18 protein-coding genes are annotated in these 25,386 nt (G+C 61.4%); 11 read left to right on the forward strand and 7 right to left on the reverse strand.

All coding sequences use genetic code 11. From position 1 onward, the window contains the following. Positions 1-127: 127 nt before the first annotated feature. Both K8U03_20070 and K8U03_20075 read left to right on the forward strand, forming a co-directional pair. Complete coding sequence (locus K8U03_20070) at positions 128-352, forward strand: hypothetical protein (protein MCE9607189.1); 225 nt, start codon at positions 128-130, stop codon at positions 350-352. A gap of 80 nt (positions 353-432) precedes the next feature. Beyond that, a complete protein-coding gene (locus K8U03_20075; protein ID MCE9607190.1) occupies positions 433-1,770 on the forward strand; it encodes a Gfo/Idh/MocA family oxidoreductase in 1,338 nt (445 codons plus the stop codon). Positions 1,771-1,918: 148 nt separating this feature from the next. Here the strand turns inward: K8U03_20075 and K8U03_20080 are convergent, their stop codons facing one another. Together K8U03_20080 and K8U03_20085 are read right to left on the reverse strand one after the other, a co-directional pair. Continuing rightward, complete coding sequence (locus K8U03_20080; GenBank protein ID MCE9607191.1) at positions 1,919-3,286, reverse strand: MFS transporter; 1,368 nt, start codon at positions 3,284-3,286, stop codon at positions 1,919-1,921. 105 nt (positions 3,287-3,391) lie between these two features. Next, positions 3,392-4,423, reverse strand: coding sequence for a succinylglutamate desuccinylase/aspartoacylase family protein (locus tag K8U03_20085; protein ID MCE9607192.1), 1,032 nt, complete (start codon positions 4,421-4,423; stop codon positions 3,392-3,394). A gap of 272 nt (positions 4,424-4,695) precedes the next feature. On the opposite strand from K8U03_20085, the gene K8U03_20090 reads away from it, so the two are divergent. Then, entirely contained in the window at positions 4,696-7,986 is a 3,291-nt protein-coding gene (locus K8U03_20090; protein MCE9607193.1) for a DUF1553 domain-containing protein, read from the forward strand. Between the two features lie 17 nt (positions 7,987-8,003). Beyond that, entirely contained in the window at positions 8,004-9,449 is a 1,446-nt protein-coding gene (locus K8U03_20095) for a DUF1501 domain-containing protein (GenBank protein ID MCE9607194.1), read from the forward strand. Positions 9,450-9,494: 45 nt separating this feature from the next. On the opposite strand, the gene K8U03_20100 is transcribed toward K8U03_20095, so the two are convergent. Then, entirely contained in the window at positions 9,495-10,181 is a 687-nt protein-coding gene (locus K8U03_20100) for a hypothetical protein (GenBank protein ID MCE9607195.1), read from the reverse strand. Positions 10,182-10,196: 15 nt separating this feature from the next. Continuing rightward, entirely contained in the window at positions 10,197-11,138 is a 942-nt protein-coding gene (locus K8U03_20105; GenBank protein MCE9607196.1) for a hypothetical protein, read from the reverse strand. 361 nt (positions 11,139-11,499) lie between these two features. Between K8U03_20105 and K8U03_20110 the strand changes: the two genes are divergently transcribed. From K8U03_20110 to K8U03_20120, 3 genes are read left to right on the forward strand one after another with little or no spacing between them, the layout of a single operon-like run. Continuing rightward, positions 11,500-13,065, forward strand: coding sequence for a neutral/alkaline non-lysosomal ceramidase N-terminal domain-containing protein (locus K8U03_20110; GenBank protein MCE9607197.1), 1,566 nt, complete (start codon positions 11,500-11,502; stop codon positions 13,063-13,065). Further along, positions 13,062-14,336: a D-mannonate epimerase gene (locus tag K8U03_20115; protein MCE9607198.1), complete on the forward strand. Its 1,275-nt coding sequence runs from the start codon at positions 13,062-13,064 to the stop codon at positions 14,334-14,336. The genes K8U03_20110 and K8U03_20115 overlap by 4 nt, the downstream gene beginning before the upstream one ends. A 53-nt stretch (positions 14,337-14,389) precedes the next feature. After that, positions 14,390-16,462, forward strand: coding sequence for a neutral/alkaline non-lysosomal ceramidase N-terminal domain-containing protein (locus tag K8U03_20120; GenBank protein ID MCE9607199.1), 2,073 nt, complete (start codon positions 14,390-14,392; stop codon positions 16,460-16,462). Between the two features lie 19 nt (positions 16,463-16,481). On the opposite strand, the gene K8U03_20125 is transcribed toward K8U03_20120, so the two are convergent. From K8U03_20125 to K8U03_20135, 3 genes are all read right to left on the reverse strand, one after another. Then, positions 16,482-17,462, reverse strand: coding sequence for a hypothetical protein (locus K8U03_20125; GenBank protein MCE9607200.1), 981 nt, complete (start codon positions 17,460-17,462; stop codon positions 16,482-16,484). Positions 17,463-17,608: 146 nt separating this feature from the next. Beyond that, complete coding sequence (locus K8U03_20130; GenBank protein MCE9607201.1) at positions 17,609-18,100, reverse strand: hypothetical protein; 492 nt, start codon at positions 18,098-18,100, stop codon at positions 17,609-17,611. Positions 18,101-18,315: 215 nt separating this feature from the next. Then, entirely contained in the window at positions 18,316-19,140 is an 825-nt protein-coding gene (locus K8U03_20135) for an AAA family ATPase (GenBank protein ID MCE9607202.1), read from the reverse strand. A gap of 231 nt (positions 19,141-19,371) precedes the next feature. Here K8U03_20135 and nagB point away from each other — a divergent pair, with 231 nt between their 5' ends. The 4 genes from nagB (at position 19,372) to K8U03_20155 (ending at position 25,221) form a co-directional block, all read left to right on the forward strand. Beyond that, positions 19,372-20,175, forward strand: coding sequence for a glucosamine-6-phosphate deaminase (gene nagB / locus K8U03_20140; GenBank protein ID MCE9607203.1), 804 nt, complete (start codon positions 19,372-19,374; stop codon positions 20,173-20,175). 298 nt (positions 20,176-20,473) lie between these two features. After that, positions 20,474-21,589, forward strand: coding sequence for a hypothetical protein (locus tag K8U03_20145; GenBank protein MCE9607204.1), 1,116 nt, complete (start codon positions 20,474-20,476; stop codon positions 21,587-21,589). Between the two features lie 348 nt (positions 21,590-21,937). Further along, positions 21,938-23,836, forward strand: coding sequence for a TolC family protein (locus K8U03_20150; GenBank protein ID MCE9607205.1), 1,899 nt, complete (start codon positions 21,938-21,940; stop codon positions 23,834-23,836). A 53-nt stretch (positions 23,837-23,889) separates the two neighbouring features. Next, entirely contained in the window at positions 23,890-25,221 is a 1,332-nt protein-coding gene (locus tag K8U03_20155; protein ID MCE9607206.1) for an ABC transporter permease, read from the forward strand. Positions 25,222-25,386: the final 165 nt, after the last annotated feature.

Here is a 25,386-nt window from a genome sequence, read left to right on the forward strand (position 1 = left end):
TTCTTCGTCCGTATCACAAGCCGCGAGCACCGCGCCGCGAAACTCCGCATCGTAAGCTTCCATCGGGATCACCTCCGTGAGATGAACCCTAACTTACCGGCCTCTCCCAATTCGCGCTAGACCTAACGTGGAACCGCTCTATGGTCTGGATGAAATCGCCCGGAGCCTCGGCAAGGAAGAGGCGATTCGTAGGCTCAACCGTTGCGAGGCTCTTTTTTCGCGGCTATTTGTGAATCTTTTTGGGAATAAGCCTAAATATGCCGTGCGAATTGCCGCGATCGCCGCGGCCGAATTCGCGATTTCTCCAGCGAACCTAAGACTGTCGCAAGGGCTGTCGGGGTGGTTAAGATAGCGGCCTGTCGGAGCTTGGATCGAGTTCTAAGTCCGACGCATTCGAGAAAATCGGATTATCAAACTTCGGAGACTTCTGAGATGAAACGTATCGCCGCCACGCGTCGCACCTTCCTTCAACAGTCCGCCGCGGCCGTGGCCGCCGGTTCGGCGATCCCGTATTTCGCAACGAGCCGAGCTCTCGCCGAAGACGCGAAGAAAGATCGACCCCAGATCGGTTGCATCGGCGTCGGCAGCATGGGGACGGGCGACGCGAAAGCGCATGCCAATTTCGGAGATGTCGTCGCGGTATGCGATGTCGATTCAGGCCGTGCCGAGAAGGCCAAAGAAGATAAGGGCATCGGCAAGGGCAAGGCCGATGCCTACGGCGACTATCGCAAGGTGCTCGATCGCAAAGACATCGACGTCGTGAGCATCGTCACGACCGATCATTGGCATACCAAGATCGCGATCGAAGCGCTGCAAGCCGGCAAGCATGTGTTTTGCCAGAAGCCGTTGACGCTCACGTTGGAAGAAAACCAACTGATCCGCAACGCGTGCAAGAAGTACTCGGACAAAGTGTTCTTCATCGGCACGCAACAACGTAGCCAGAAAGACCTCTTCCTACGCGCCGTCAATATGGTGCAGAAGGGTTTGCTGGGCGACATTAAGAAGGTGACGTGCGGCATCGGCGGCGGCGACGTCGGCGGCCCGTTCCCGAAGGTTGCGGCTCCGAAGGAACTCAACTGGGACATGTGGCTCGGCCAAGCGCCGAAGGTCGACTACATCGAGAAGCGTTGTCATTATCAATTCCGTTGGTGGTACGAATACTCGGGCGGCAAGTTCACCGATTGGGGTGCTCACCACGTCGACATCGCTACCTGGGCCCTCGGCTTCGACAAGCCCGGCATGGGTCCGATCGAGATCGACGGCACCGACGCTTATCATCCGGTTCCTTTTAAGGACGGCTACCCGACCGTCGACGACTGCTACAACACGAGCCAAGACTTCGCCGTGAAGTGCAAGTTTGCCGGCGGTGTCGAAATGATCGTGACGAGCCGCGGCGACAACGGCGTGTTGTTCGAAGGATCCAAGGGGACGATGTTCGTCAACCGCGGCAAGATCACCGGCACCCCGATCACCGAAAAGTGGGACGAAGGCAAGTTCGGCCCGGAAGATCTCGTGGCGCTCTATAAGGGAAAGCCGTTCGAGGGGCACAAAGAGAACTTCTATCGCTGCATTCGCGAAGGGGGCTTGCCCGTTTCCGATGTCTTTACCCATACGCAAATGCTCGACACCTGCCACCTGTCGGCGGTTGCTGCCCGACTGAAGCGCGTGATCAAGTGGGATCCGAAGACCGAAAAGATCCTCGGAGACGAGCAAGCCACGGCATTGCTCTCGCGTCAGCCGCGCGCCGGTTTCGAAATCCCGCGCGTATAAGAAGTCGACGGAAAACCTTCCGATGTTCGCCTCGGGGTGAGACCCTTCTCACCCCGAGGCTTTTTTATGGCTGGAAGCAAGAGCACGAAGTGCGTCGCACCATCCGCTACTCGGGTCGCTGCCGCTGAGCGTGAACTCGGCGGCTCGTTCAGCTCGCGGTCGGTTGTGCATCGGCGTCGGTATCGACGACGATCGGCTTCGTCGAATCGATGAGTGTCCAGCAGAGAGCCGCCACGGCGTACGCGGCGAAATACGTCATGAACCCGATGTCGTACCCGGCGAGCATCGCCGTGTGGCGCTCCGTGGCGGGAAGGCTTGCGACGGCGATATCGAGTTGTTGCGCACGCTCGGCGACCGACCGTTCGACGAGCGTGCCGGTCAACCAGCCGTTCAACACCGAGCCGAGCGTGCCGATCGTGTTCATGAAGGCCGCGGTGACGCCGGCATAGCGGCCTCCGATCTCTTGGCAAGTCGCCCAGGCCGAGGCCAACGTGAGGTCGCTCAGAAACGCAGCCAGCGAGACCGTCAGACAAAACAGATGCACGTTCGGAGCGGCCATCGCCAGCCACCAGCAGAGCGCGCAGCAACTCAAGCAACCGGCCCCGATGATTCGACGTACGCGCCGGCGGTTGCCCGTGCGACGAATGAGCCGTGAGATGACGAGACCGCCGGTGAGGCACGCCGCCGCGCCGAACCAGAGGGGCGCGCCTTTATATAGCGCGACGACGACGCTTGTTTTATCGAGTTGGTAGCGCTCTTGAAGATAGTTCGGCAGGTACGTGATATTAAAAATCCAACCGAAGTTGACGCAGAAATACATCAGGCAGACGAGCCAAAGATTCCGGTTCGTCAGAAACGCACGCCAAGGAATAGAGCCGTGCGCATGCAATGGTGCGCCAACCGCTCCGCCTTCGATCGTCGCCAGCTCGGCTTCATTGATCTGCGGATGTTCGGCGGGATGATTGCGAAAGGTTTTCGCAAAGCCGAAGCACCAGAGCAGACCTACCAACCCGAGCAAGACGAATGCGCCGCGCCAAGCGACGAGCGCCGGCGTCCAGGCGGTTCCCGTCACTAATACGGTCCAGATCAGCGGAGTAAGCCCCCCCATCAATCGGCCCGACATCCAGACGAGCCCTTGCGCCATATTCCATTCGTGCAACGGAAACCAGTTATGCACGGCGCGCGTGATATTGGGATAAGCCCCCGCTTCGCCGACTCCGAACAAGAACCGCAGCACGACGAGCGCGCCTAGCGACCCGATGGTCACCGTGCCGACTTTCAATCCGACGAGCGCCGTGAGCGCGGTGAAGGTCGACCACCAAATGACGATGCGCACCAGCGTGCCGCGCGGTCCGAGCGTGTCGCCGAGCCAGGCCGAGGGGATCTCGAACACGGAGTAAGCGATCGTAAACGACGTGAAAGCCCATTTCAGACCGGCCACGTCGCCGAGCCCGAGTTCACCGGCCAGGGTCGGCGCTGCGGAGCCGAAGCAGGCGCGATCGAGATACGTGATCATCGAGAGCGCGCAGAGATACGCCAGAACTCGATAACGAATGCGCGTCGGCTCGATCAAAGGAAGGGCTGGGCTGATGTTCGATTACTCGGAGGGATGATCTGCTGACTAGGCTTCCACTTCGCGCCCCACGACGACGATATGTTGCCCGCGCGGCACGGCTGCCGCCCAGGCTTGCGCAAGCACGACTCCATCGACCCCTGCGACCGCCGGCCACGGCTCGGCATCGACGTAATCGAAGTCGTGCAACAGGCCGATCGTTTGGCCTCGCTTGACGCGCGTGCCGCAGTCGAGCAGCGGCTCGTAGTGGCCGGCGAAAGGAGCCGGCGTAAAGCATTCGCGATCGATCATCTCGAGCTTTCGTTGCGTGCCGTCTTTGTGGTGCGCAATTCGCTCGATCGACCCGCGAAGTTGCCCGTGATGAATCGCAGCGGCCAATACTCCGTGTCGACCGAAGCGAACGCCGTCGGTATTCACGGCCCGCCCCCACCCGAGCTCCGTGCCGACCGTGATCTTCCCGAGCCGTTCGGCTTCGCTCGGCAACAGGCCGGGCGTGAGGTTTTGGTAAATCATCAGAAACGGCGTGCCGAACCACTCGGCCGTTTCGGCGATCTTGCGCGCCAAGACCGGATCGTCGACCCGATGGTAGTTCGCGCACAGCGCGAAGCGGGCGACGTCGCCGCCGGAGTGCAGATCGATCACGACATGCGTTTTCGGCCAGATATACTTCCGCACGAACGCGGCGATGCGATGCGTAATGCCTGCCAGCGCCGGAGTGGTGCCGGCCCCATCGACGAACGCGCGGTTGAGGTTCACGCCGTCGTCGAGCGTGCTTTCGCGCGTGCCCGCATGGAACGCCGCGGTATTGAGGACCGGGATCAAAATGATCCGGCCCAACACGTCTTCGGTTTTGATTTCGCGCAACAGGTGCTTGATGACGACCGGGCCTTCGTACTCGTTGCCGTGGTTCGAGCCGAACGTGACGAGCCCCTCGCCGTCCTTCACCTGAGGACCGACGATCACCGTGAGCGGCATGAGGTGGTCTCCCCAGACGCTGTCGTGTTCGAGCGCGACCCAATAGTCGCGGCGACCAGGGGAGTCGAGATCGAGTTTGTCGGGCCGAACGATTTGGCGAGTCATCGTGGTGGATCCGGAAGTTGCTGAGAGCGAACGACTGCGATGCCGAAGTCGAAACGGGAGATTCGGGTTCGCCGTGATGCTAACAATGTGCAGGTCGGATGGGGAGTGAATTTTGCGGATTCGCGCTCCTTGCCGCCGAGGATCCACAGGCGAATACGAAAGTCGCTAGGTAAGGGTCGTCAGCCGATAGGGCGAGGTTTGCAATGCAGGGTGGGGCAAGCGAGAATGGTGACGGAACGAAATGCTTCGGATTTCGACATTGAGATTGAACCATGAAGTTGTGCGGCCTGCGATCGTTCGGCTCTTCTCACCAGGGAGTTCCTTGGCTGCTCGCCGCGGTTGCGGCTGTGATCGGCATCCTACTTTTTGAGCTTGGTCCGTTTCCGGCCGGGGCCGAAGAAAAGGCGAAGTCGCCGACGCGGGGCGAGGCTAAGATCTCGTTCAATCGCGAGATCCGGCCGATCCTCTCCGAAGCTTGTTTTCGCTGCCACGGCCCCGATAGTCATGCGCGGCAAGCCAAGCTCAGGCTCGACATCAGCCCCGGGGCGACGCAAGACCTCGGCGGGCACACGGCGTTCGTATCCGGTGAGTTTGTAAAACGGATCACGTCGACCGATCCCGAACAGCGGATGCCCCCTCCGTCGGCCGATCATCAACTCTCGCCGCAGCAAGTTGCGCTGCTGGTTCGTTGGGTCGAGCAAGGAGCCAAGTACGAGCCGCATTGGTCGTTTATTCCGCCTCATCGGCCCGAGCCGCCGTCGGCGCTTCCGCAGAGGTCGGAGTCGGTCGCTCCGGAGGTATGGAGCAAGAGCCCGATCGACCGTTTCGTAGTGGCGAAGCTCAACGAAGCCGGTCTTGCGCCGTCGGCGGAAGCCGATCACGCGACGATCTTGCGGCGCCTTACGTTCGACCTCACCGGTTTGCCGCCGACGCTGCACGAGCTCGATACGTTTTCGATCGATCGTTCGTCAAACGCGTATGAAAAGGTCGTCGATCGTCTGCTCGCGTCGCCTCGCTATGGAGAGCGAATGGCTTCCTGGTGGCTCGATGCGGCCCGCTATGCCGATACGAACGGCTACCAAAGCGACGGCACGCGGTTCATGTGGCGCTGGCGCGATTGGGTGATCGAGGCCTTTAACGACAACAAACCGTTCGACAAGTTTACGGTCGAGCAACTTGCCGGCGATCTGCTCCCCGACGCCACGCTCGATCAAAAGATCGCGACCGGCTTCAATCGCAATCATCGTTGCAATGAAGAAGGGGGCATCATTCCTGAAGAGTTTCGTATCGAGTACGTCGCCGATCGAGTCGAGACGACTTCGACCGTATGGCTCGGGCTCACGGTCGGCTGCGCCCGTTGCCACGATCACAAGTTCGATCCGATCAGCCAAAAGAACTTCTACGAGCTATTTGCATTCTTCAACAATCTCGATGAGCCGGGCAAAGCAATCCGCGACGACAACTCGCCGCCGCTCATCAAAGCACCGACGCGCGAAATGCAAGCGCGCCTGGACGAGTTCACCCACGTGATCCGCCAAGCGGAACGACGCTGCCTCGACATCGAGCCGGAAGTCGCCGCTGCGCAAACCGCGTGGGAACAAACGCTCCGCGCCGGCGACGCAACCCGGTGGGAACTCGATGAGAAACTCATTCTGCATTATCCGCTGGATGGAGATCTGACGCCTGGAAAGAAGGCCAGCGAAGCTCAAAAAGACTCGCCGGCCAAGACCGAGGGAAGCGCGCCGACGTTCGTCGCTGGGCAACTCGACCGAGCCGCCGAGTTCGACGGCGATCGATTCGTGACGATCTCGACGGAGGCGGAGTTTGCCGATCGCGATCGTCACACCTTCGGGGCGTGGATCAAGCCGAGCGGCGCACCGAATGCCGACGGAAGCCGCATGGCGGTCTTTTCTCGCATGGACGAAGAGACGTCGTATCTCGGCTTCGGGTTGTTTTGGAATGAAGGACGAATCCAGTTCGATCTCATCGCGCGAATCACCGACGATGCGATCCGCGTGCAAACGAAGAATCGCTTCGTGCCTGATCGCTGGACGCACGTCGCGGTGACTTACGATGGGTCGCAGAAAGCCGGCGGAGTCCGTCTCTTCGTCAACGGCGCACCGGAGCCGTTGGAAATTCTTTCCGACACTTTGAGCAACCCGGTCAAGCCGACCGTGCCGCTGCTGATCGGCGCTCGAAGCGGCAAGCTGAAATTTCGCGGCGCGATCGACGATGTTCGAATTTATCGGCGGATCTTATTGCCCGCGGAAATCGCTGCGCTCGGCAGCGCGCTCACGTTCAACGAACTAGCTCGCCTGCCGGCCGCAGCGCGCACGCCTCTTCAGCGTCAGGCCTTGCGTGCCTATTTCCTCAAGCAAGCCGCGTCGGACTCCGTGCGGCAAGCGTATCAGTCGCTCGACGAAGCCGAAGCGCGGCGAACGGAGTACGAAGCGACGATCCCGACGACGATGGTGATGCAAGAGATGCCGCAGCCGCGCAATACGTTCGTATTGCAACGAGGCCAATACGATCAGCCGGGCGAGCGCGTCGGGCCGGATGTGCCCGATAGTCTTCCGCCGCTCGTGGGGCCGCGCGGTTCCGAGCGCTCGTCGAAGGCTGCGGCGAATCGTTTGGCGTTGGCCCGATGGCTCGTCGACCCGGTCCATCCGTTGACGGCGCGCGTCGCCGTGAATCGATTTTGGCAACTTTACTTCGGGCAAGGGCTTGTGAAGACGACCGAAGACTTCGGTTCGCAAGGAGAATGGCCGAGCCATCCCGAGTTGCTCGATTGGCTGGCGGTCCAGTTCATCGACTCCGGCTGGAACATGAAGCAAATGCACAAGGCGATCGTGATGAGCGCGACGTACCGACAATCGTCGGAGATTTCGAGCACGTCACTGGCGCGCGACCCTGAGAACCGGTTGTTCTCGCGCGGCCCGCGCTTCCGCCTCTCCGCGGAAGCGATTCGCGATCAAGCGCTGGCCGTATCCGGCTTGCTCACCGAAAAACTCGGCGGCCCTTCGATCAAGCCCTATCAGCCGGCCGGGCTATGGGAAGAGCTAACGCATACGGCGAAGTATAAGCAGAGCGAAGGGGCCGATCTTTATCGACGCAGCCTCTACGTCTACTGGCGACGCACGGTTCCTCCGCCGGGCATGGCGGCGTTCGATGCCGCCAGCCGCGAGATTTGCACGGTCCGGCAAGTGCGCACGAACACACCGCTGCAAGCTCTCACGCTGTTGAACGACACGACCTACGTGGAAGCGGCCCGTGCGTTTGCCGAACGGATGATGCGCGAAGGGGGCTCGACCTCGAACCAGCGGATCGCCTGGGCGTTTCGCTTGGCGACGTCGCGCGAGCCGGCAGCCGCCGAAGCCGGAGTATTGCGCGCCGGCTACGAGCGGCACTTGGCCCATTATCGGAGCAGTCCGGAGTCGGCCTTGAAACTATTCGGAGTCGGCGAAGCGAAGCGCGACACGGCGCTCGACGTCGCCGAACTGGCCGCCTGCACGCTCACGGCGGGAGTGATTCTGAATTTAGACGAAGTAGTGACGAAGCAATAACGCTTGGAACGACGACTATGGATCCCGTTCTCGAACATCGGCTGCAGCAGACGCGCCGCCATTTCTTCGGTCGTGCGGCTTCGGGCATCGGCACGGCGGCGCTGGCGTCGTTGCTGGCCGGAGATGCCGCGCCTATGGCCGGCGCAGCGCTTCCCGTCGTTCCGTCCGGCGCGCCGCGCGCCAAGCGAGTCATCTATCTGTTTCAATCGGGTGCGCCGTCGCAACTCGATCTTTTCGACTACAAGCCGGGCCTGAGCAAGCTCGACGGCGAAGACCTCCCGGCTTCGATTCGTCTCGGTCAGCGCCTGACCGGCATGACGGCCGGCCAAGCGGCGTTTCCGATCACGCCGACGATGTTCCGGTTCGCGCAGCACGGCAAGAGCGGCGCTTGGATGAGCGAGCTTCTGCCGCACCTCGCGGCGCAGGCCGACGATTTGTGCTTCATCAAATCGATGCATACCGAAGCGATCAACCATGATCCCGCCATTACGTTCAGCAACACCGGCTCGCAAATCGCCGGCCGGCCGAGCATTGGGTCGTGGATGTCGTACGGCCTCGGGTCGGAGAACAAAGACTTGCCGGCGTTCGTCGTAATGATCTCGCACGGCACCGGCCGCCCCAACGATCAACCCCTCTACGATCGCCTCTGGGGCAGCGGCTTCCTGCCGACGCACCATCAAGGGGTCAAGTTTCGCAGCGTCGGCGATCCGGTGTTGTATCTTTCGAATCCGCCGGGAGTCGACGCGGCCGAGCGGCGCCGGCAACTCGACGACCTCGCCGCGCTCAACCAGATAAATCGACGCGAGTTCGGCGATCCGGAAATCGATACGCGCATCGCGCAGTACGAGCTCGCCTACCGGATGCAAACTTCGGTGCCGCAACTGACCGACGTCTCCGATGAATCGCAGCACACGTTCGACATGTACGGCCCCGACGCGCGCAAGCCCGGCACGTTCGCCGCGAACTGCTTGCTTGCGCGGCGCTTAGCGGAGCGCGGCGTTCGCTTCATTCAGTTGTTTCATCGCGGCTGGGACCAACACTCGTCGCTCCCGAAGCAACTGCGCGGCCAATGCGGCGACACCGACCAGCCCTCGGCCGCGCTCATTCAAGACCTCAAGCAACGGGGCTTGCTGGAAGATACGCTGGTCGTGTGGGGCGGTGAGTTCGGTCGGACGGTGTATTGCCAAGGGGCGAAGAAGCCCGATAACTACGGTCGCGACCATCATCCGCGTTGTTATACCATTTGGCTTTCCGGCGGCGGCATTCGCGCCGGCATGTCGTACGGCAAGACCGACGATCATAGCTACAACATCGTCGAAGATCCGGTACATGTACACGATCTCAACGCGACGATCTTGCACTGCCTCGGCGTGAACCACACGAAGCTGATCTATCGCTTCCAAGGCCGCGACTTCCGGCTTACCGACGTGGCCGGCAACGTCGTCGAGAAGCTGCTTGCCTGACGTTGCCTCGATTCGAAGAACGTGGCGCATCGGCGCTGCCGCTGACTATCGTAACGATTCGGCGATGAGGCGGGCCACGATCACATAAGCGTTGTCGAGTCCGTCGCGACGATAGAACTCGACCGGTTCGGTGCGGTTGCCGACGAACGGCCGCATCATCCAGCCCATTTGGATTCCCACGAACGCATAGAGCCCGAGCCAAGCCCAGAGCATCCATCGATGCCGCGGATTGCGCGCGATCAGTCGTCGATAGTGTTCGCGCAACAATCGCTGAGCGGCGATGCCGGCGACGGCGAACATCAGGGCGTTGAAAAGAATCGCGGGCCCATAGGCTGCGCTGGAGAGATACCAAGCGATGGTCAGCGGCGCGAGCGATGCGAGCAGCACGGCGACTCCGGCCTGAGTGGCGGCGACGGCGCGGAGCGCGGCTGCGAAGTCGTCGCGCAAGCCGAGCAGCGTGTTCAACACGAAAAAGCTCGGCACCGCGACGAGGCAAGTCACGGTCAGCAAGAGCGGCACTTTTACGGCCGAATACGTCATTTGCAGCAGCAATTCGTTCCAGGGCCGCCCGCCGGTCAGGCCGGCGAAAGTTCCCATCGCCGCACCGTAGGTCAAACCGAAAGCGACAAGGAACAGAGCCGAGCGACGGAGTACGCCCGGTCGTGGATTGCCGGCGGCTCCCCAACCGCGCATCCGCAACATATCGTCGACGTTGCCGAGCAAGCTCTCCATCGTCGTGGCCTCTCCTTAGCGCGAACCTTGCGTGGGAGCAGGCATCGCTTCCGGGCGACGAGTTTGACGGCTGCTCTCGTTCGACGAAGGATATTCCGACGAGCGGCCGCCGAACACGGTGTCGACGAACGTCGTCGTAACCGCTTCGAAGAAGTTCGATTCGCGCGGGCGAAGCCAAGTAAACTCTTCGCTTGGCGAGCCGACGAACGGTCTCAGGATCCAACCCATTTGTGCGCCGACGATCCCGAACACGAAGATCCAAATCCCGAAGACGATGCGCACATGCCGTCCGAAAAAATGTCCTTCGATTCGATCGATCGGCCCGGGAAGCGTCGGCAACGGCGGATACCAAGGACGGCGCGGCGCGCTACCGACCGCGAGGGCTTCTTCCGCCGTTCGTGGTTCGGCGCCGGCGTTCGCAACGAGGTCGTCCGCGGCTTGCGCGTATTGCAAACGGTTCAACGTCTGCAAGAGGAAGATTAGGCCGAGCCCGCCGGCGACGGCGAACAGCGCCACATTCAACAGCACCATGAAGCCGTAGCTATTCGTGCTGAGCGAAAAGAACGCCACGATCGGCCCGAACGAGGCGAGCACCGCGAGATTGACCCCGAGCGAAGCGATCAGCAGTCGCAACACCGAGCCGAACAACAGCCGAGAGCCGACCAACGCATTGAACACGTAGAGCGAAGGAAACGTGATGACTAACGTCAGGAAAAAGAGCGCCGGAGTTTTGAGAGTCGATGCGAGGAGTTGACGATAGCTCTCGGGAGAGTGAAGCTGATCGGAAGCACGCATAAGGGAATAGCCTCCCATGCACGCGCCGTAGAGCATCGCCAATAAGAGACCGATGAACGAAACGCCCCGAATCGGAAACGTGAATCGCCCCTCTTCGAGTTGAGAAGGGCGAGTCATTTCGCCGCGCAAAATTCGATCGAGCAGACGAAGCGAGCCGAGCATAATCGTGACCTTGGCGAAGCCGGGTGCGCGGTGGGATCGGCTTCGAGTATATTCTCCCGATTCCGCAATTGCTTCTCGAAAATTCGACTCGCAATCGAGGGCGCGCAGCATCTCGTCTCTGAAGAAGCGCACCAAGCAGACCGGCATCCCGGTCGTGTACGTCAACGACAACTTCGGGCGTTGGCAATCGAACTTCAATGCCCAAGTCGAACACTGCCTGCGCGACCGCGTAAGAGGCCCCGAACTCGCCATCTAGACACGGCCCGCGTGGCGCGCCACACTGGCGATTCGGTTTCGTGCGGAGTTCTTTACCGCGCTCTCGTCACAGCTTCCTGCCGCATCCTCCCTCCGGGCGACTACGATGATTCTCGCAAAGCTTATTCGTCTCGCACTCGGCACGCGTCGTCGCAGCTCGGATTGTGCGCTCGTGCTTATCGCCTGGTCGATGTGCTTCGTCGTGCCTCACGCGAATGCCGCCGATCCAGCCCCGGCCGCGCCGCCGGGCTTGCAAGCCGGTGCGGCCATGGTCGACATTACGCCGCAGATCGGCAGCCCGATCGTCGGCGGATTCTCACCCGCTCCGTCGACGCATATCCACGACGACCTGCACGCCCGCTGCCTTGTGCTCGACGATGGTAAGCGGCGCGTCGCTCTCATCGTTTGCGATTTGCTCGGCATGCATCGAACGTTGAGCGATGAAGCACGCCGCCTGATCCAAGAACAGTCGGGCATCTCCAAAGAAAATATTCTGATTTCGGCCACGCACACGCACTCGGCTTCGAGTGCGCTGGGAGATCGAGCGAAGATCGTGCAGAAGCCGGACGACTATCAATTGTTCGTCGCCCGCCGCATCGCCGACGGCGTGACTCGCACGGTGAATACGCTCCGGCCTGCCGAACTGGCTTACGGCACGGTCGAAGCGCCGGAGCATGTGTTCAACCGGCGTTGGTTCATGCGGCCCGGCACGATGCCGGAGAATCCGTTCGGCACGAGCGAGCTTGTGAAGATGAACCCGCCGGGAGGAAGCCCGAACCTCGTCGAACCGGCCGGCACGACCGACCCGACGGTCCACTTTCTCGCGGTGCGCGAACCGGATGGGAAGCCGATCGGCCTTTTCGCCGCGTACTCGCTGCATTATGTCGGCGACGTCGGGCCTGGGCATGTCTCGTCCGACTATTTCGGCATGTTCTGCGAACGGATGAAAACGCTTCTGACTCCCGAGCGGCAAGACCCACCGTTCGTCGCGGCTTTAGCGAACGGTACGAGCGGCGACGTGAACAACAACAACTTTCGCAACCCGCGTCCGAGCAAGCCGCGCTACAAGCAAATGGAGTTCGTGGCGTACGACGTCGCCGCAAAGGTGCATGCCGCGATGGAGAAGCTCACCTATCGGCGCGACATCACCGTCGATGCCCGTTATCGTGAGCCGATGATCGGTTCGCGGATTCTCTCGGCGGAGCAGATCGAATGGGCGAAGCAGAAAGTCGCCGAGCCGGTGAAGGAGCCTACGCCCAAGGCCAAGGTCGATCTCTCGCGCATCTACGCCGAGCGGATGTTGCGCTTAGCCGATGCGCCGGCCGAATTGCCGATGCCGCTCCAAGTGCTGCGGGTCGGCGACGTCTGCATCGGCACGACCCCGTGCGAAACGTTCGTCGAGACCGGGCTGGAATTTAAGAGCCGCTCGCCGCTGAAGCAAGCCTTTATGGTCTCGCTCAACCACGGCTACTACGGCTACTTGCCGACCCCGCGCCAACACGAACTGGGCGGCTACGAAACCTGGCCCGGCACGAATCGCTTGGAGAAGCAAGCCTCGGTGAAGTTCCTCGACAACCTGATCGAGATGGCCGGTGAACTGGCTGCGCCGCCGGCAACTTCGGCTGCGAAAGAGGCAAACGGCACGACAGCGAAGAACGCGAAGACTCCATGACGACTTACTACGCCGAAGGCTCTCCGACGACCGAACTCTCCGCCGCCGACATGCGCGCGGCGTTGCATGAGGCGTTTCGCGCGCTCGGGCCGCGCGAGCGCGTGTTGGCCGTCCCTCCCGACTTTACGCGCTATAACAGTCGGGCGGGCCTGCTTACTTGCCAGACCTATGATTACTTCGGCGATCGGCTGACCGACGTGATGCCCGCGCTCGGCACGCATTTTCCGATGCCCGAGTGGCAGATCGAGCGGATGTTTCCGGGCGTGCCGAAGAGCTTGTTCCGCGAACATCGTTGGCGCGACGATGTCGTGACGATCGGCGAAGTGCCGGCCGCTTATGTCGCCGAGGTCACGGCCGGACTTTGGGATAAGCCTTGGCCTGCGCAACTAAATAAGTTGCTGTGGGAAGGTGGTCACGATCTGATCCTCTCGATCGGCCAAGTCGTGCCGCACGAAGTGATCGGCATGGCGAACTACAATAAGAACATCTTCGTCGGCACCGGCGGCTCGCAGGGAATCAACGAAAGCCATTTCATCGGCGCGGCCTACGGCATGGAACGCATGATGGGACGCGCCGACACGCCGCTGCGCCGCATCCTGAACTACGCGCAAGATCACTTTTGCGAACACCTGCCGCTGCTCTACATCTTAACCGTCGTCGGCACGAACGAGCGTCGCGAGCTGGTAACGCGCGGGCTCTACATCGGCGACGACCACGATTGCTACGAACAAGCCGCGGCGCTGTCGATCCGCGTAAACTTCTCGATCTTGAAGGAAGAGCTGCCGAAGGTCGTCGTTTATCTCGACGAGGAAGAGTTTCATAGCACTTGGCTCGGCAACAAGTCCATCTATCGGACTCGCATGGCGATCGCCGATCGCGGGACGCTCATCGTTCTTGCGCCGGGCGTGAAGACGTTCGGCGAAGATCCCCAGATCGACGTGTTGATTCGCAAATACGGCTACCGCACGACTCCCGAAGTGATGAAGTTCATGCAGGAAAACGCGGACTTGCAAGGAAACCTTTCGGCGGCCGCGCATTTGATTCACGGCTCGTCGGAAGGGCGGTTCGATGTCGTTTATTGTCCCGGGCATCTCACGCGCGACGAGATCGAAGGGGTTGGCTATCAGTATGCCGGCCTGGCGAGCATGACCGAGCGCTACGATCCGGCGAAGCTTGCCGATGGTTGGAACGTGCTGCCCGACGGCGAGCGCATCTACTACATCAGCAATCCCGCGCTCGGTCTTTGGGCCTACGAAGGTCGATTGAAATAAGTTTGTTTCCGCTTGCGCCGAGACTTCGCATGTCCCCCTGTTCCGAGGTCGCTATGACTCGCAGATGTTTCTCGTTATGGATCGGAGCGGTCGTCGCATCGCTCGCCGGATGGGTCGCCGGATGGATCGGCCCGGTGCAATCGGCCGTCGCTGCAGAAGCGTTGGAGCAGCGGATCTTCTCGGTCGGGGTGGCGAGCGTCGACGTCACGCCGAAGCATCCCGTGCGTCTCACGGGCTACGGCAATCGCAAGACGGAGTTCGAGTCGGTCGAGCAACCGCTCTTCGCCAAAGCGCTCGCGCTGCGCGACGGTGCGGGAACCGCCAAGGTGTTGATCACGGTCGATTCCCTCGGCGTGACCGACGCTATGACCTCGGCCGTTGCGGCTCGGCTGAGCGAGAAACATAAGATTCCGCGCGAGAACGTGGCGATCTGCGCATCGCATACGCATAGTGCCCCGGCTTTGAGCGGCGCGGCTTCGTTGATCTTTCCGTCGCCGCTGACCGCCGAAGAACGCAAGCACATCGACGACTATACCGCCGAGCTGACGAAGCAACTCGGCGATGCGGCCGAGGCGGCGCTCGGCACGATGCGCCCTTCGACGATCATGCACGGAGTCGGCACCGCGAAATTCGCCGTGAATCGCCGAGTGTTGAAAGACGGCGTTTGGACCGGCTTCGGCGTGGTACCGACCGGCGCGGTCGATCATGCCCTGCCGGTCTTGTTCGTACGCGATCTCGTCGACGGCGAAGAAGGAAAGTTGCGGGCCGTCCTCATTAACTACGCTTGCCACTGCACGACGCTCAGCGGAGCGTTCAACAAGATTCACGGCGATTGGGCCGGGTGCGCGCAGGAGCAGATCGAACGGGAGAATCCCGGTTGTACGGCCCTGATCAGCATCGGGTGCGGAGCCGATGCGAACCCGAATCCGCGCACCGATGATTTGGCTGTCTTGCGGCAACACGGAGACGAAGTCGCGCGCGAAGTCGTGCGATTGATGAAAACGCCGAAGTCGCTGAAGCCGCTCGTCGGACCGATCACGGCGAAGCGCGACACGCTCGGGCTGCCGCTCGCCGCGCTGCCGACCAAAGAAGAATTCGAGAAGCGGGCCGCGACGAAAGGTCCGATCGCCGCCCATGCGAAGTTGCAATTGGCACGGTTGGCCGAAGGGAAGTCGCTGCCGACCGAAGTGCCGTACTCCGTGCAAACTTGGCTCTTCGGCAATTCTCTGGCGATGGTGTTTCTGCCGGGCGAAGTCACGGTCGACTATCAAATGCGCCTCAAGCGAGAGCTCGACGGACTTCGGCTCTGGATCAACGCCTACTCGAACGACTCGCCTTGTTACATCGCTTCGAAGCGGGTGCTCGCCGAAGGGGGCTATGAAGTCGATGGCTCGATGTACTACTACGACCAGCCGCAACATTTCGCGCCGGAAGTCGAGCAGACGTTGATCGCGGCCGTGCATAGGCATGTGCCCGACGCGCTATTTCACTTTGCGACCCGCTTTGCCGGCGACATCGCGAAGATCGAGGCTCGCGACCGCAAAACCCCTCCGCCGGCAGACGGCATCTTATTCATCGGCAGTTCGACGATCGTGCGGTGGAAACTAGACAAATGGTTCTCGGACCTCCCGACGATCAACCACGGCTTCGGCGGCTCGCAGCTCGGCGATTCCGTTTACTATTTCGATCGCCTGGTCGTGCCGGTGCGTCCGCGGCAGATCGTGATGTTCGCCGGCAGCAACGATCTCGCCTTAGGAAGATCGCCGGCGGAAGTGAGTCGTGCGTTCGTAGAATTCGCGACGCTCGTGCGCACGAAGCTGCCGGCGACTCGGCTCACCTACCTTGCGATCACGCCGAGCGTGCTGCGATGGCCGCTCATCGAAAAGCAACGCGAGACCAATCGGCTAATCACGGCCGAGATCGAAAAACTCAATCAAGAGAGCCTCAACCAAGGGAGCCGCAACCAAGATAGCAAGGCTCCGCTCGTCGAAATCATTCCGACCGAAGCGGCGCTCCTCGATTCCGCCGGCCAACCGCAACCGAAGCTTTATGTCGCCGACGGACTCCACCTGAGCGAGGAAGGCTACGAGATCATCACCGGGCTTGTGCGCAAGGTGTTGAAATAGCGGCGCAAGCGTCGTCGAGCTAATCGCTAACGATGACGAAACCGAGGGCGAACGCCACCAGCCCGGCACCGAAAGCGCTCGTGTAGACCAGCGTCAGGTTCGTCTGGCCGAGTTGCGTAAACAGGTTCAGGCCGAAGATGATCGCCATGGCCGTCATCATGCCGGAGACCGCGCCGATCTTGAGTTTCTTCTGGCGGAGCTCCGCTTTGTTGACTCGAGCCGGCACCTTGAGCGCAGCCGTGCTCGACGACTTATCCGCCGCGGATCCTATGGAACCTTGCGGCACCGAGTGCATTTCGGCGAGTGCCGCTTCGCGCGAGTAATACCTCGAGATCGCGAGATCGACCGCGGCTTTCGTGCAAATGATTTGGCGGATCTGCGCTCCGAAGCGGAGTCGGAGTTGTTCTTCCATCTCCGGCTTGAGCGGCTTCGGCGATGCGATGATCACTTGTCCGTCGTCGACGACCACCGGAACCAGCGTGTTCTGCCGAGCCATGATCGCCGGGACGGTCGGGATCAGCGACTCATCGAACGTCATCGACGCCAGATCGACGAACGGCATCCCGAGCGACTCGGCGTAAAGGGGCATGACGACATCATGCGGCGCGAGCTTCTGGTTGATGATCGCTTCGTGCAGATCGAGGTTGAGCGTGTCGGCTAATTTCCTGGCCTTCTCGAGCGGCTCATCGTCGAGCACCTTACGCGCACGAATGAGCTTATGCAGCTGCACTAGTCGGACATCGCGCCCGGCTTTCCCGCCGAGCGATTGATCGTAGTCGTTTTTGCGCCGCACATCGCTGAGGACGAGCATCGCCTTCGTCATGTCCGTGAGCATCTGGGGCCAGCGCGGCGACTTCGGTTCTTCCGCGATCTTGATGCGCACTTGATCGACGCGCTTATTGAAGCTCTTACGCACCACGGCTAGGTCGGGCTCCAACGCGTTGAGGCCCAGTAATTCGTAGTGCGTTTTCGGGCGTTTGTTTTCCGGCGAAGTGCTCATAGCGAGGATCGAAAAACGAGGAAGATCGAAGGGCGAAGGGAACGTGGACCGAACGAGGGTCGGCGGAAATGCGACCATCGGACGAATCGTCGACGTGGATCAATCTATCGATCGGCCGGCATGCGGCAACGGTGCGGCTTCAAGAATCATTCCGCTTCGCGAATGATTTCCTTGACCAACTGCACGAAATGCGGTTGCTTGGAGCTGACCGAGAGATCGGCCGCTTTCTTATCCGCCGGCTTCCGATCGGCATACTCGAATACCGCGACGCGCTTGAGCATCTGATTGAAGACGCCCCAGAAGGCTTTGAGCCGCACGATGCCCGGCCCCTTGCGCTTCTTCTTGACCGCCGGCTCTTTCGGCGGCTTCGGCTCCTTGGCGGGCTTCGCAGGCGCAGCAGCCTTGGTTTTCACCGGGGCGACTTTCGCTTTGCCGTTTTCGGCAGCCTTGGCAATCGGCTTGGCCGCTTCTTTGGCGACCGCCGGTTTTGCTTTGCCGTCTTTTTTCGCGACAGGTTTGGCTACTTTCGCCACCTTCGCTGCCGGCACGGGCTTCTTAGCCTTCAACGGCTTCGCCGACGGACGCGCCGCCTCGACAGGCCGACGCAACTTCTTTTGATTTGGAACTTTACGAGCCATAAGCGACTCTCGATCGGAGACCCGTTGCGGGACGGCTCAAACGCGGGTCGGCTCGCTAACCCCTCAAGGGGGAGCCCCCACAGCTTCTCTATGATAACGCAAATTGCCTCTCTCTACTAGAGCGTCCGTTCGGTCTCGCGCAGGCGAGAGCATTACGATTCGCTGAGAAGGCTTTATGAGATGGAGTAGATGAACGTGCTACCCACCCGAAGAGATTAAGCCACTCGACGAACTGCGATGGACTTGGACGCACATTGAGCGACGACTTCTCCGGCGAGGGCCCGATAGTCGTCCGTGCCGTGCGAGTCGGGGGCGTAGTCCAAGATTGATTGTCCGAAGCTCGGAGCTTCGGCGAGGCGAATGTTGCGGCGAATGCGGGTCTTAAACGGAGCGGCCTTCGCCCAAGGTGTGTTGCCGCCGCGAGTTCGCTCGAAAAAGGCATCGACGTCGCGCGTTACTTCGTTCGCGAGCCGGGTGCCCGACTCGTACATGCAGAACACGACGCCGCCGAGGGTAAGCCGAGCGTTGATTCGCCGGGCGACGACGTCGATCGTCTCAAGAAGTTTGCTAAGGCCGTGCAGTGCAAGGAAATGCGGCTGAAGTGGAATATAAACTTGATCGACCGCGGCCAAGGCGTTGAGCGTCAGCACACCGAGCGACGGGGCGCAATCGATCAACACGAAATCGAACTGGGGCGCGATCCGATCTAAATGATCGCGCAGCAGCAACTCGCGCCCGACTTCGCCCGCCAATTCGACTTCGGCCGCGGCCAGATCGATGCTCGATGCGATGAGGCTCAGGTTTGAGTTGATCGGGCGAACGGTATCTTCGATCGCCGCCTCGCGACACAAAACGTCGTAGACGCTCGGAGTTTCATCGTCGTTGCTCGGCACGATTCCCAGATGCAACGTCGCATGGGCCTGGGGATCGAGATCGACGAGCAAGACCTTTTTCCCGAGCTCGGCCAACGTGGCACTCAGATTGACGGCGGTCGTCGTTTTACCGACTCCCCCTTTCTGATTCAAAATCGCAAGTTGCATACATACACCAGGATAAGAATCTAGAAACGGGATCGAATGAGACGAAATTTCGGTGGGGGATTAATTATAGGTCGTGCCCGATGGTCGACCTAGATCAATCGGAGCGTTCGCGAAGGCGTTGGTTTCCCTCTATTAGCGATTACAATGAAGGGCCCGGCCGCGGTTTCCGAGCCTCGCCGGGCCGATGCCGGCACTTTTTCGAACGACTTGGCCTAGTAGCGAGTTTTTACGATGCGTGTGATCGTCGAATCGACTTCCGCCCAAGTGGCTCAAAAGGCCGCGATCTTCGTCGCCGAGTTGGTGCGACGTAAGCCGACCTGCGTGCTCGGCCTTGCTACCGGCAGCACGCCGCTCGGGCTCTATCGCGAGTTGATCCGCTTGCATCGTGAAGAAGGGCTCGATTTCTCCCGCGTAACGTCGTTCAACCTCGACGAATACGTCGGGCTCGCTCCGACGCACGAGCAGAGCTATCGCTACTTCATGCAAACGAACCTCTTCGAGCATATCAATATCGACCAGCGCAACACGCATGTGCCCGACGGCCTCGCCGACGACTTCGACGTGGCCTGCGAGCAGTATGAGCGACACATCAAAGAAGAGGGGGGCATCGACCTTCAGGTGCTCGGGATCGGCAGCGACGGTCATATCGCGTTCAACGAGCCGGGCTCTTCGCTCGGGAGCCGAACGCGTTTGAAGTCGCTGACGAGCGAAACGGTGTGCGACAACGCGCGCTTCTTCACCAACAAAGACGAGGTGCCGCGCTTAGCCGTCACGATGGGAGTCGGTACGATTCTGGAGTCGCGTCGTTGCTTGTTGCTGGCCTGCGGACAGCATAAGTCGGAAGCGATCCGAGCGACGGTCGAAGGGCCGCTGACGGCGCAAGTGACCGCTTCGGCCTTGCAGCTTCATCGCGATGTGATCGCCGTGGTCGATGAAGAGGCTGCGACGCGTTTGGTGCGCCGCGCTTATTACTGCGAGGTCGAACAGGCGCAACAGGCGTTGCAAGCCGGGAAATCGAAGGGCGGGAAGCGGTAGGGCGGTGCGGCGGTGAAGGGATCGCGAAACCGCAAGCGGCATGGCGGTGTCGTGAGGAGGCGGCTTACCGGTCTGAACTGACCACCGACCACCGGCCACTGCCCACTTCTACTTCTTCCGCCTCTTCCTGCTTTGCCGGTTGCGGTGTCCTCTCCGGTTGCGAAAAATCTTCGTCGTGCGGTCTCTGGTGCATTTTCGCAGCGCATACTTCCTTGTTGGGTTGCCGGTCGAGTTTTCGTGATCGACACGACCGTCGTAACCCTCGCAAGCCGCAATCCTCTCGACGTCGAGCTTCGCTTTGTTTCGCCGTTTGCCAACCGCCGTCGCTATCTTGCTCGTCGCATTCACCGTTGCGAAGCCGGCGGCTGCGCAATCGAATTTCGCTTTTCCCGGCCAAGCGGCTGCGACTTCGACCGGCTTCATTGCCGACGAGCAGGCCTTGCTCGCCGACGTCGCCGATGGCCGGCTCGATCGGGTGCCGCTCCTCGATGCCGCGCTCCTCGCCGGCGGAACCAGCGACGCGCGGGCCCTCGAAACCTATCGCCGACGTTTCGAGCATTGGGTTGCCGAGTTGCAAGTCTCGGGTCGCATCGTCGGCAATGAGCGAGATCGGGCTCGGGGCGTCCTCGAGTATCTGCATAGCCGCGTCCTCACCGGCGGCTTTCGCGACACCAGCACGAAACTCGATGAAGCGTTCGAGCATGGCCGGTTCAATTGCATCAGTTCCGTGATCCTCTTCCGCACACTTGCCGCACGCTTCGGCCTCACGGTCCACGGCGTCGAAGTGCCGGGGCATGCCTATGCCGTCGTGGAAGCGGCCGACGAATCGTTCATCGTACAAACGACTTGCCGCGATTGGTTCGCCGCGGACGGCGATACCTCGTTGCAACGCTCGCTCCTCCGCCGCACGATCGGCGCTGCCGCAGCCGACACGGCCGAGCAAGCGAAGCGCGAACGCCGGCTGAGCGATGTCGGAATGCTGGCGGTCGTGTACTACAACCGCGGCGTCGACCATTTGGAAGCCGGGAGCCACGAAGCCGCGATCGAGGCGAACCGCACCGCGCTCAAGCTCGACGCGGCGAACGAAGCCGCGCGGGCCAACCTATTGGCCGGTCTTAACAATTGGTCGCTCGAGCTCGGCCGTCGCGGCGACTTTCCGCAAGCGCTGCGCATGCTGGAAACCGGGTTGCAATACGCGCCGGAATACGGATTGTTTCACGAGAATCTAGTCGCTCTCTATCAGCAGCGGCTCGCCGGCTCGACGTCGACCGTGGAGGCGAGCCCGAACTTGTCGGCTCTCCGCGGCTGCTATGCCCGTTGGCAAAGCGAACTGCGCCGCCAGGGCGCGACGGCCGAAGCCGAGACCGTGGCCCGCCGGGCTTCGGAAGATCCGTTCCTCCGCGCCGTGAACTAGCGCGGCGAACTAGGTCCGCCGCACCATCCGAACGGTGCGGCCGGTATTAGCAGGCCATGAGGATGGGAGTCCGCCGATCATTCGTAGCGGCGTTTCCGTCAAATTTCCCCCATCATCAGGGGCTTCCTCGGCTTCTTTTCCACGGCGGTTTGCCATTTCGGCCGCGCGTGCCGACAATAAGAGTAACTGTCGCACAGTAACCACCAATCGGGTCGGACCTTATACGTCGTGCCCGAGAGGTAAAACCGCATTGCTCGAAACCGTCCGGCAGCTGCCGGGGTTTCATTCTCTGAGACCTGCCGCCGACTCCCCAGGTACGGCTCGCCCGCCTACACCCAAGGATTGCCCATGAGCGCCGTCGGTGACTCCGAATCGGCCCCGTCGATCGTTCGCCCGGATCCTGCTTTATTGGATCCGGCTACGAGATCGGCTGCGCTGCCGAATCGCTCCCTCTTCGAGCGCTCCGACGGCTCGGGCACCGACCGCAAGAGCAGCGGCAAGGCCGCGCGCGGCGGCGCGGCGCGAGCGCTGCGCACGTTCGTCATGCTGCTCATTGCGACCGTGCTGCTCGTCGGTACCGGTTGGGCCGCGCTCAAGTATGCGCCGTTCGCTTCGAGCAAGACGGGCCCCGTCGTGCTGACGCATACGGTCCAACGGAGCGACCTCGTCGTGACGATTACCGACGACGGCAACGTCGAGAGCGCAAGCAATATCGACATTCGCTGCCTCGTCGCCGGCGGCGGCGTTATTAAAGACATCATCACCGACGGCACGATCGTCAAGCAAGGCGATCGCCTCGTCGAGATCGACTCCGCGGCGATCGACGAAGCGATCTTGCAACAGAAGATCGGCTACGAAAAGGCCCGCGCCGTGCGCGACCAAGCGAAGAACGATCTCGAAGCGGCGAAGATCACGTTGCGCGAGTACGTCGAAGGAACCTATCTGAAGGAGCGCCAAGCGGTCGACTCGCAAATCACGATCGCCGAAGAAAACATGCGCAGCGCGCAGAACACGCTCCTCTACACCGAGCGCATGTTTCGCAAAGGCTATGTGACGCCGCTGCAACTCGAGTCGCAACAGTTCGCCGTAAAGCGCTCGGGCCTCGATCTCGATACCGCGAAGACCGCGAAGCGCGTGCTCGAAGAATTTACGTTCGCCAAGATGAAGAACGATCTCGAAACACAGGTGTCGACGGCCGGCGCGAAAGCCACGAGCGAAGAAGCGGCCTTCGCGCTCGAAGAATCGAAACTTAAACGGCTCGAAACGCAGAAGCTCAATTGCATCATCGTCGCTCCGCAAAGCGGCATGGTCGTGTATGCCAACGAAACCGGCGGCGGACGCAATAGCAGCGACCGGCCGAAGATCGAAGAAGGGGCCCAGGTCCGCGAGAATCAAGTCATTTTGCGAGTCCCCGACCTCACGCAAATGCAGGTCAAAGCGACCGTGCACGAATCGAAAGTCGAAAGCCTACGACCCAACATGCGGGCCTCGATCGGCATTCAAAATCGCAAGCTCACCGGCCACGTGACGACGGTCGCCAACCAGCCCGAGCCTGGGTCGTGGATGGCGTCGAACATCAAGGAGTATGCCGCTTATGTGCGGATCGACGGTGCGCAAAACGATTTGAAGCCCGGCATGACGGCCGAAGTCGTTATCTTGGTCGCCGAAAAGAAAAACGTGCTGACGGTTCCGGTGCAGTGCATCGTCGAGCAAGCCGGCAAGTTCTACTGTTGGAAGAGCCTCGGCGCTACGAGCGAGAAGACCGAAGTGAAGCTCGGCCCCGGCGACGACCGCAAAGTCGAAGTCGTCTCGGGCCTGAGCGAAGGGGATGTCGTACTGCAAAACCCACCGGAAAAATCCGGCGGCGAGTTCTCGAGCGCCGGCGGCACGCGACAATTCGGCGACGGCCCGCGCGGCACCGGCGCAAGCGGTCGGGATGCTAAAGGCCCCGGTTCCGATAGCCCCGGCGCCAGCGGCGGGCCAAGCACCGGCGCGGGCCCGGCAGGCACGCGCGGAGCCGGCGGAGGTCGCGGAGTCGACATCATGTCGATGGATAAAAACGGCGACGGCAAGGTGAGCCTCGACGAAGCACCCGAGCAAATGAAGAACTTCTTCGGGCGAATCGATACCGACGGCGACGGCTTCATCACCGCTGCGGAATCGGCCGCTGCGAAGGCTCGTCGGGCTGCTAACGGCGGCGGTGCTCCCGGTGCCGGTCCTCCTGCGGGTCCCGGCGGCAATCAATAACGGGCTCCGCTGGAACTAGACTTTCCTTCCCCTCCGTTTCTCGCGGCGCTCCGTTGTTTAGTTACAAGCTTCTGCAAACTCTCCGTCTCGGCACGAAAAGCTTGCTGCTGCACAAGCTGCGCTCGGCGCTCGCCGTGCTCGGGATTCTCATCGGCGTCACGGCCGTCATCTGGCTCGTGGCGATGGGCGAAGGGGTCAGCCTGCAAGCCCAGCGGCAGATCAAAGATCTCGGCGCGACGAACATCATCGTGCGCAGCATCAAGCCGACCGCCGCCTCCTCCGCCGGAGCGAATAGCCGCGTGGTCGAATACGGCCTCCGGCGCGACGACTTCGATCGCCTCCGCGCCATTCCGACCGTGGTCGGCGCCGTGCCGCTGCGCGAGTTGAACCAACGAGAAGCCCGCTACATCGATCGCGCGCTCGATGTGCGCATCGTCGGCTGTCGCACCGAGTATCTCGAACTGAATCATCTGCAGCTCGACATCGGCCGGTTCATCTCGTCCGAAGATGAAGCCACGGTCGAAAACGTCTGCGTACTCGCGGCGGAGTCGGCCCGCGCGTTGTTCCGCTACGAAGACCCGCTCGGGAAGTCGATCTACCTCAACAATGCGTTTTACGTCGTCGTCGGCGTGACGGAAGAACGGAGCGCGACCGGCAACATCGGCGGCAGCTTCACCGGCCAAGACTACAACCGCGACGTCTACATTCCGCTCCGCACGCTCAAAGAGCGGATCGGCGACATGGTGACGTCGACGAAGGCCGGCAGCTTCGAATCGGAAATCGTGCAGCTCAGCCAAATCACGCTCACCGTGCGCGACATCGCCGAAGTCGACGAAACCTCGGCGATCATCCTCCGCCTGCTCGAACGGTTTCACAAGCAAAACGACTATTCGCTCGTCGTTCCCAAAGAATTGCTCAAGCAGGCCGAAGTCACGCAGATGATGTTCAACGTGTTGTTGGTCGTCGTGGCGGGCATCTCGCTCTTGGTCGGCGGCATCGGCATCATGAACATCATGCTCGCCACCGTGACGGAACGGACCCGCGAGATCGGCGTCCGGCGAGCGCTCGGCGCGAAGCAGCGCGACATCGTCTACCAGTTCCTTACCGAGACGCTCGTCCTCTCGGCGACCGGCGGTTTGCTCGGCGTGCTGATCGGTTTTTCGGTGACGTACGTCGTCGCGTTGGTGCGCTGGTTCATGACGGAATTCTTCCCGTCGCTCATGTCGGCCCTGCCGCCGAACATCCGCGACATCACGCCGCAGATCGCCCCCTGGTCGGTCGTGTCGGCCTTCTTCATCTCGATCTTCGTGGGCGTAGTCTTCGGGCTATACCCTGCCAGACGAGCCTCGCTAATGGACCCGATCGACGCGCTGCGGCATGAGTAGCGCTGCTGCGCGATGGCTGTTCAGGGGTGGCACCTATAGGAAGCTCTCGGTCAAGATACACCGCGGGCGCGGGCCCGCTTTTTTCTCTTCTTGTCGGAGAGGGGCTTGTTCGGGGGTTACGTTCGGGTCGGGGCGTTCGTGCCTTTCGGCGACGTCTGGGGGGCC

The organism is Planctomycetia bacterium (genome assembly GCA_021413845.1).
Classification (GTDB): domain Bacteria; phylum Planctomycetota; class Planctomycetia; order Pirellulales; family PNKZ01; genus PNKZ01.

Excerpts from the sequence above, each read along its gene's own strand:
- K8U03_20130 (MCE9607201.1), bottom strand. The coding sequence starts at position 18,100 with ATGGCTCGTAAAGTTCCAAATCAAAAGAAGTTGCGTCGGCCTGTCGAG.
- K8U03_20095 (MCE9607194.1), top strand. The coding sequence starts at position 8,004 with ATGGATCCCGTTCTCGAACATCGGCTGCAGCAGACGCGCCGCCATTTC.
- K8U03_20135 (MCE9607202.1), bottom strand. The coding sequence starts at position 19,140 with ATGCAACTTGCGATTTTGAATCAGAAAGGGGGAGTCGGTAAAACGACG.
- K8U03_20080 (MCE9607191.1), bottom strand. The coding sequence starts at position 3,286 with ATGATCACGTATCTCGATCGCGCCTGCTTCGGCTCCGCAGCGCCGACC.
- K8U03_20085 (MCE9607192.1), bottom strand. The coding sequence starts at position 4,423 with ATGACTCGCCAAATCGTTCGGCCCGACAAACTCGATCTCGACTCCCCT.
- K8U03_20090 (MCE9607193.1), top strand. The coding sequence starts at position 4,696 with ATGAAGTTGTGCGGCCTGCGATCGTTCGGCTCTTCTCACCAGGGAGTT.
- K8U03_20105 (MCE9607196.1), bottom strand. The coding sequence starts at position 11,138 with ATGCTCGGCTCGCTTCGTCTGCTCGATCGAATTTTGCGCGGCGAAATG.
- K8U03_20125 (MCE9607200.1), bottom strand. The coding sequence starts at position 17,462 with ATGAGCACTTCGCCGGAAAACAAACGCCCGAAAACGCACTACGAATTA.
- K8U03_20110 (MCE9607197.1), top strand. The coding sequence starts at position 11,500 with ATGATTCTCGCAAAGCTTATTCGTCTCGCACTCGGCACGCGTCGTCGC.
- K8U03_20120 (MCE9607199.1), top strand. The coding sequence starts at position 14,390 with ATGACTCGCAGATGTTTCTCGTTATGGATCGGAGCGGTCGTCGCATCG.
- K8U03_20100 (MCE9607195.1), bottom strand. The coding sequence starts at position 10,181 with ATGGAGAGCTTGCTCGGCAACGTCGACGATATGTTGCGGATGCGCGGT.
- K8U03_20115 (MCE9607198.1), top strand. The coding sequence starts at position 13,062 with ATGACGACTTACTACGCCGAAGGCTCTCCGACGACCGAACTCTCCGCC.
- nagB (MCE9607203.1), top strand. The coding sequence starts at position 19,372 with ATGCGTGTGATCGTCGAATCGACTTCCGCCCAAGTGGCTCAAAAGGCC.
- K8U03_20075 (MCE9607190.1), top strand. The coding sequence starts at position 433 with ATGAAACGTATCGCCGCCACGCGTCGCACCTTCCTTCAACAGTCCGCC.
- K8U03_20150 (MCE9607205.1), top strand. The coding sequence starts at position 21,938 with ATGAGCGCCGTCGGTGACTCCGAATCGGCCCCGTCGATCGTTCGCCCG.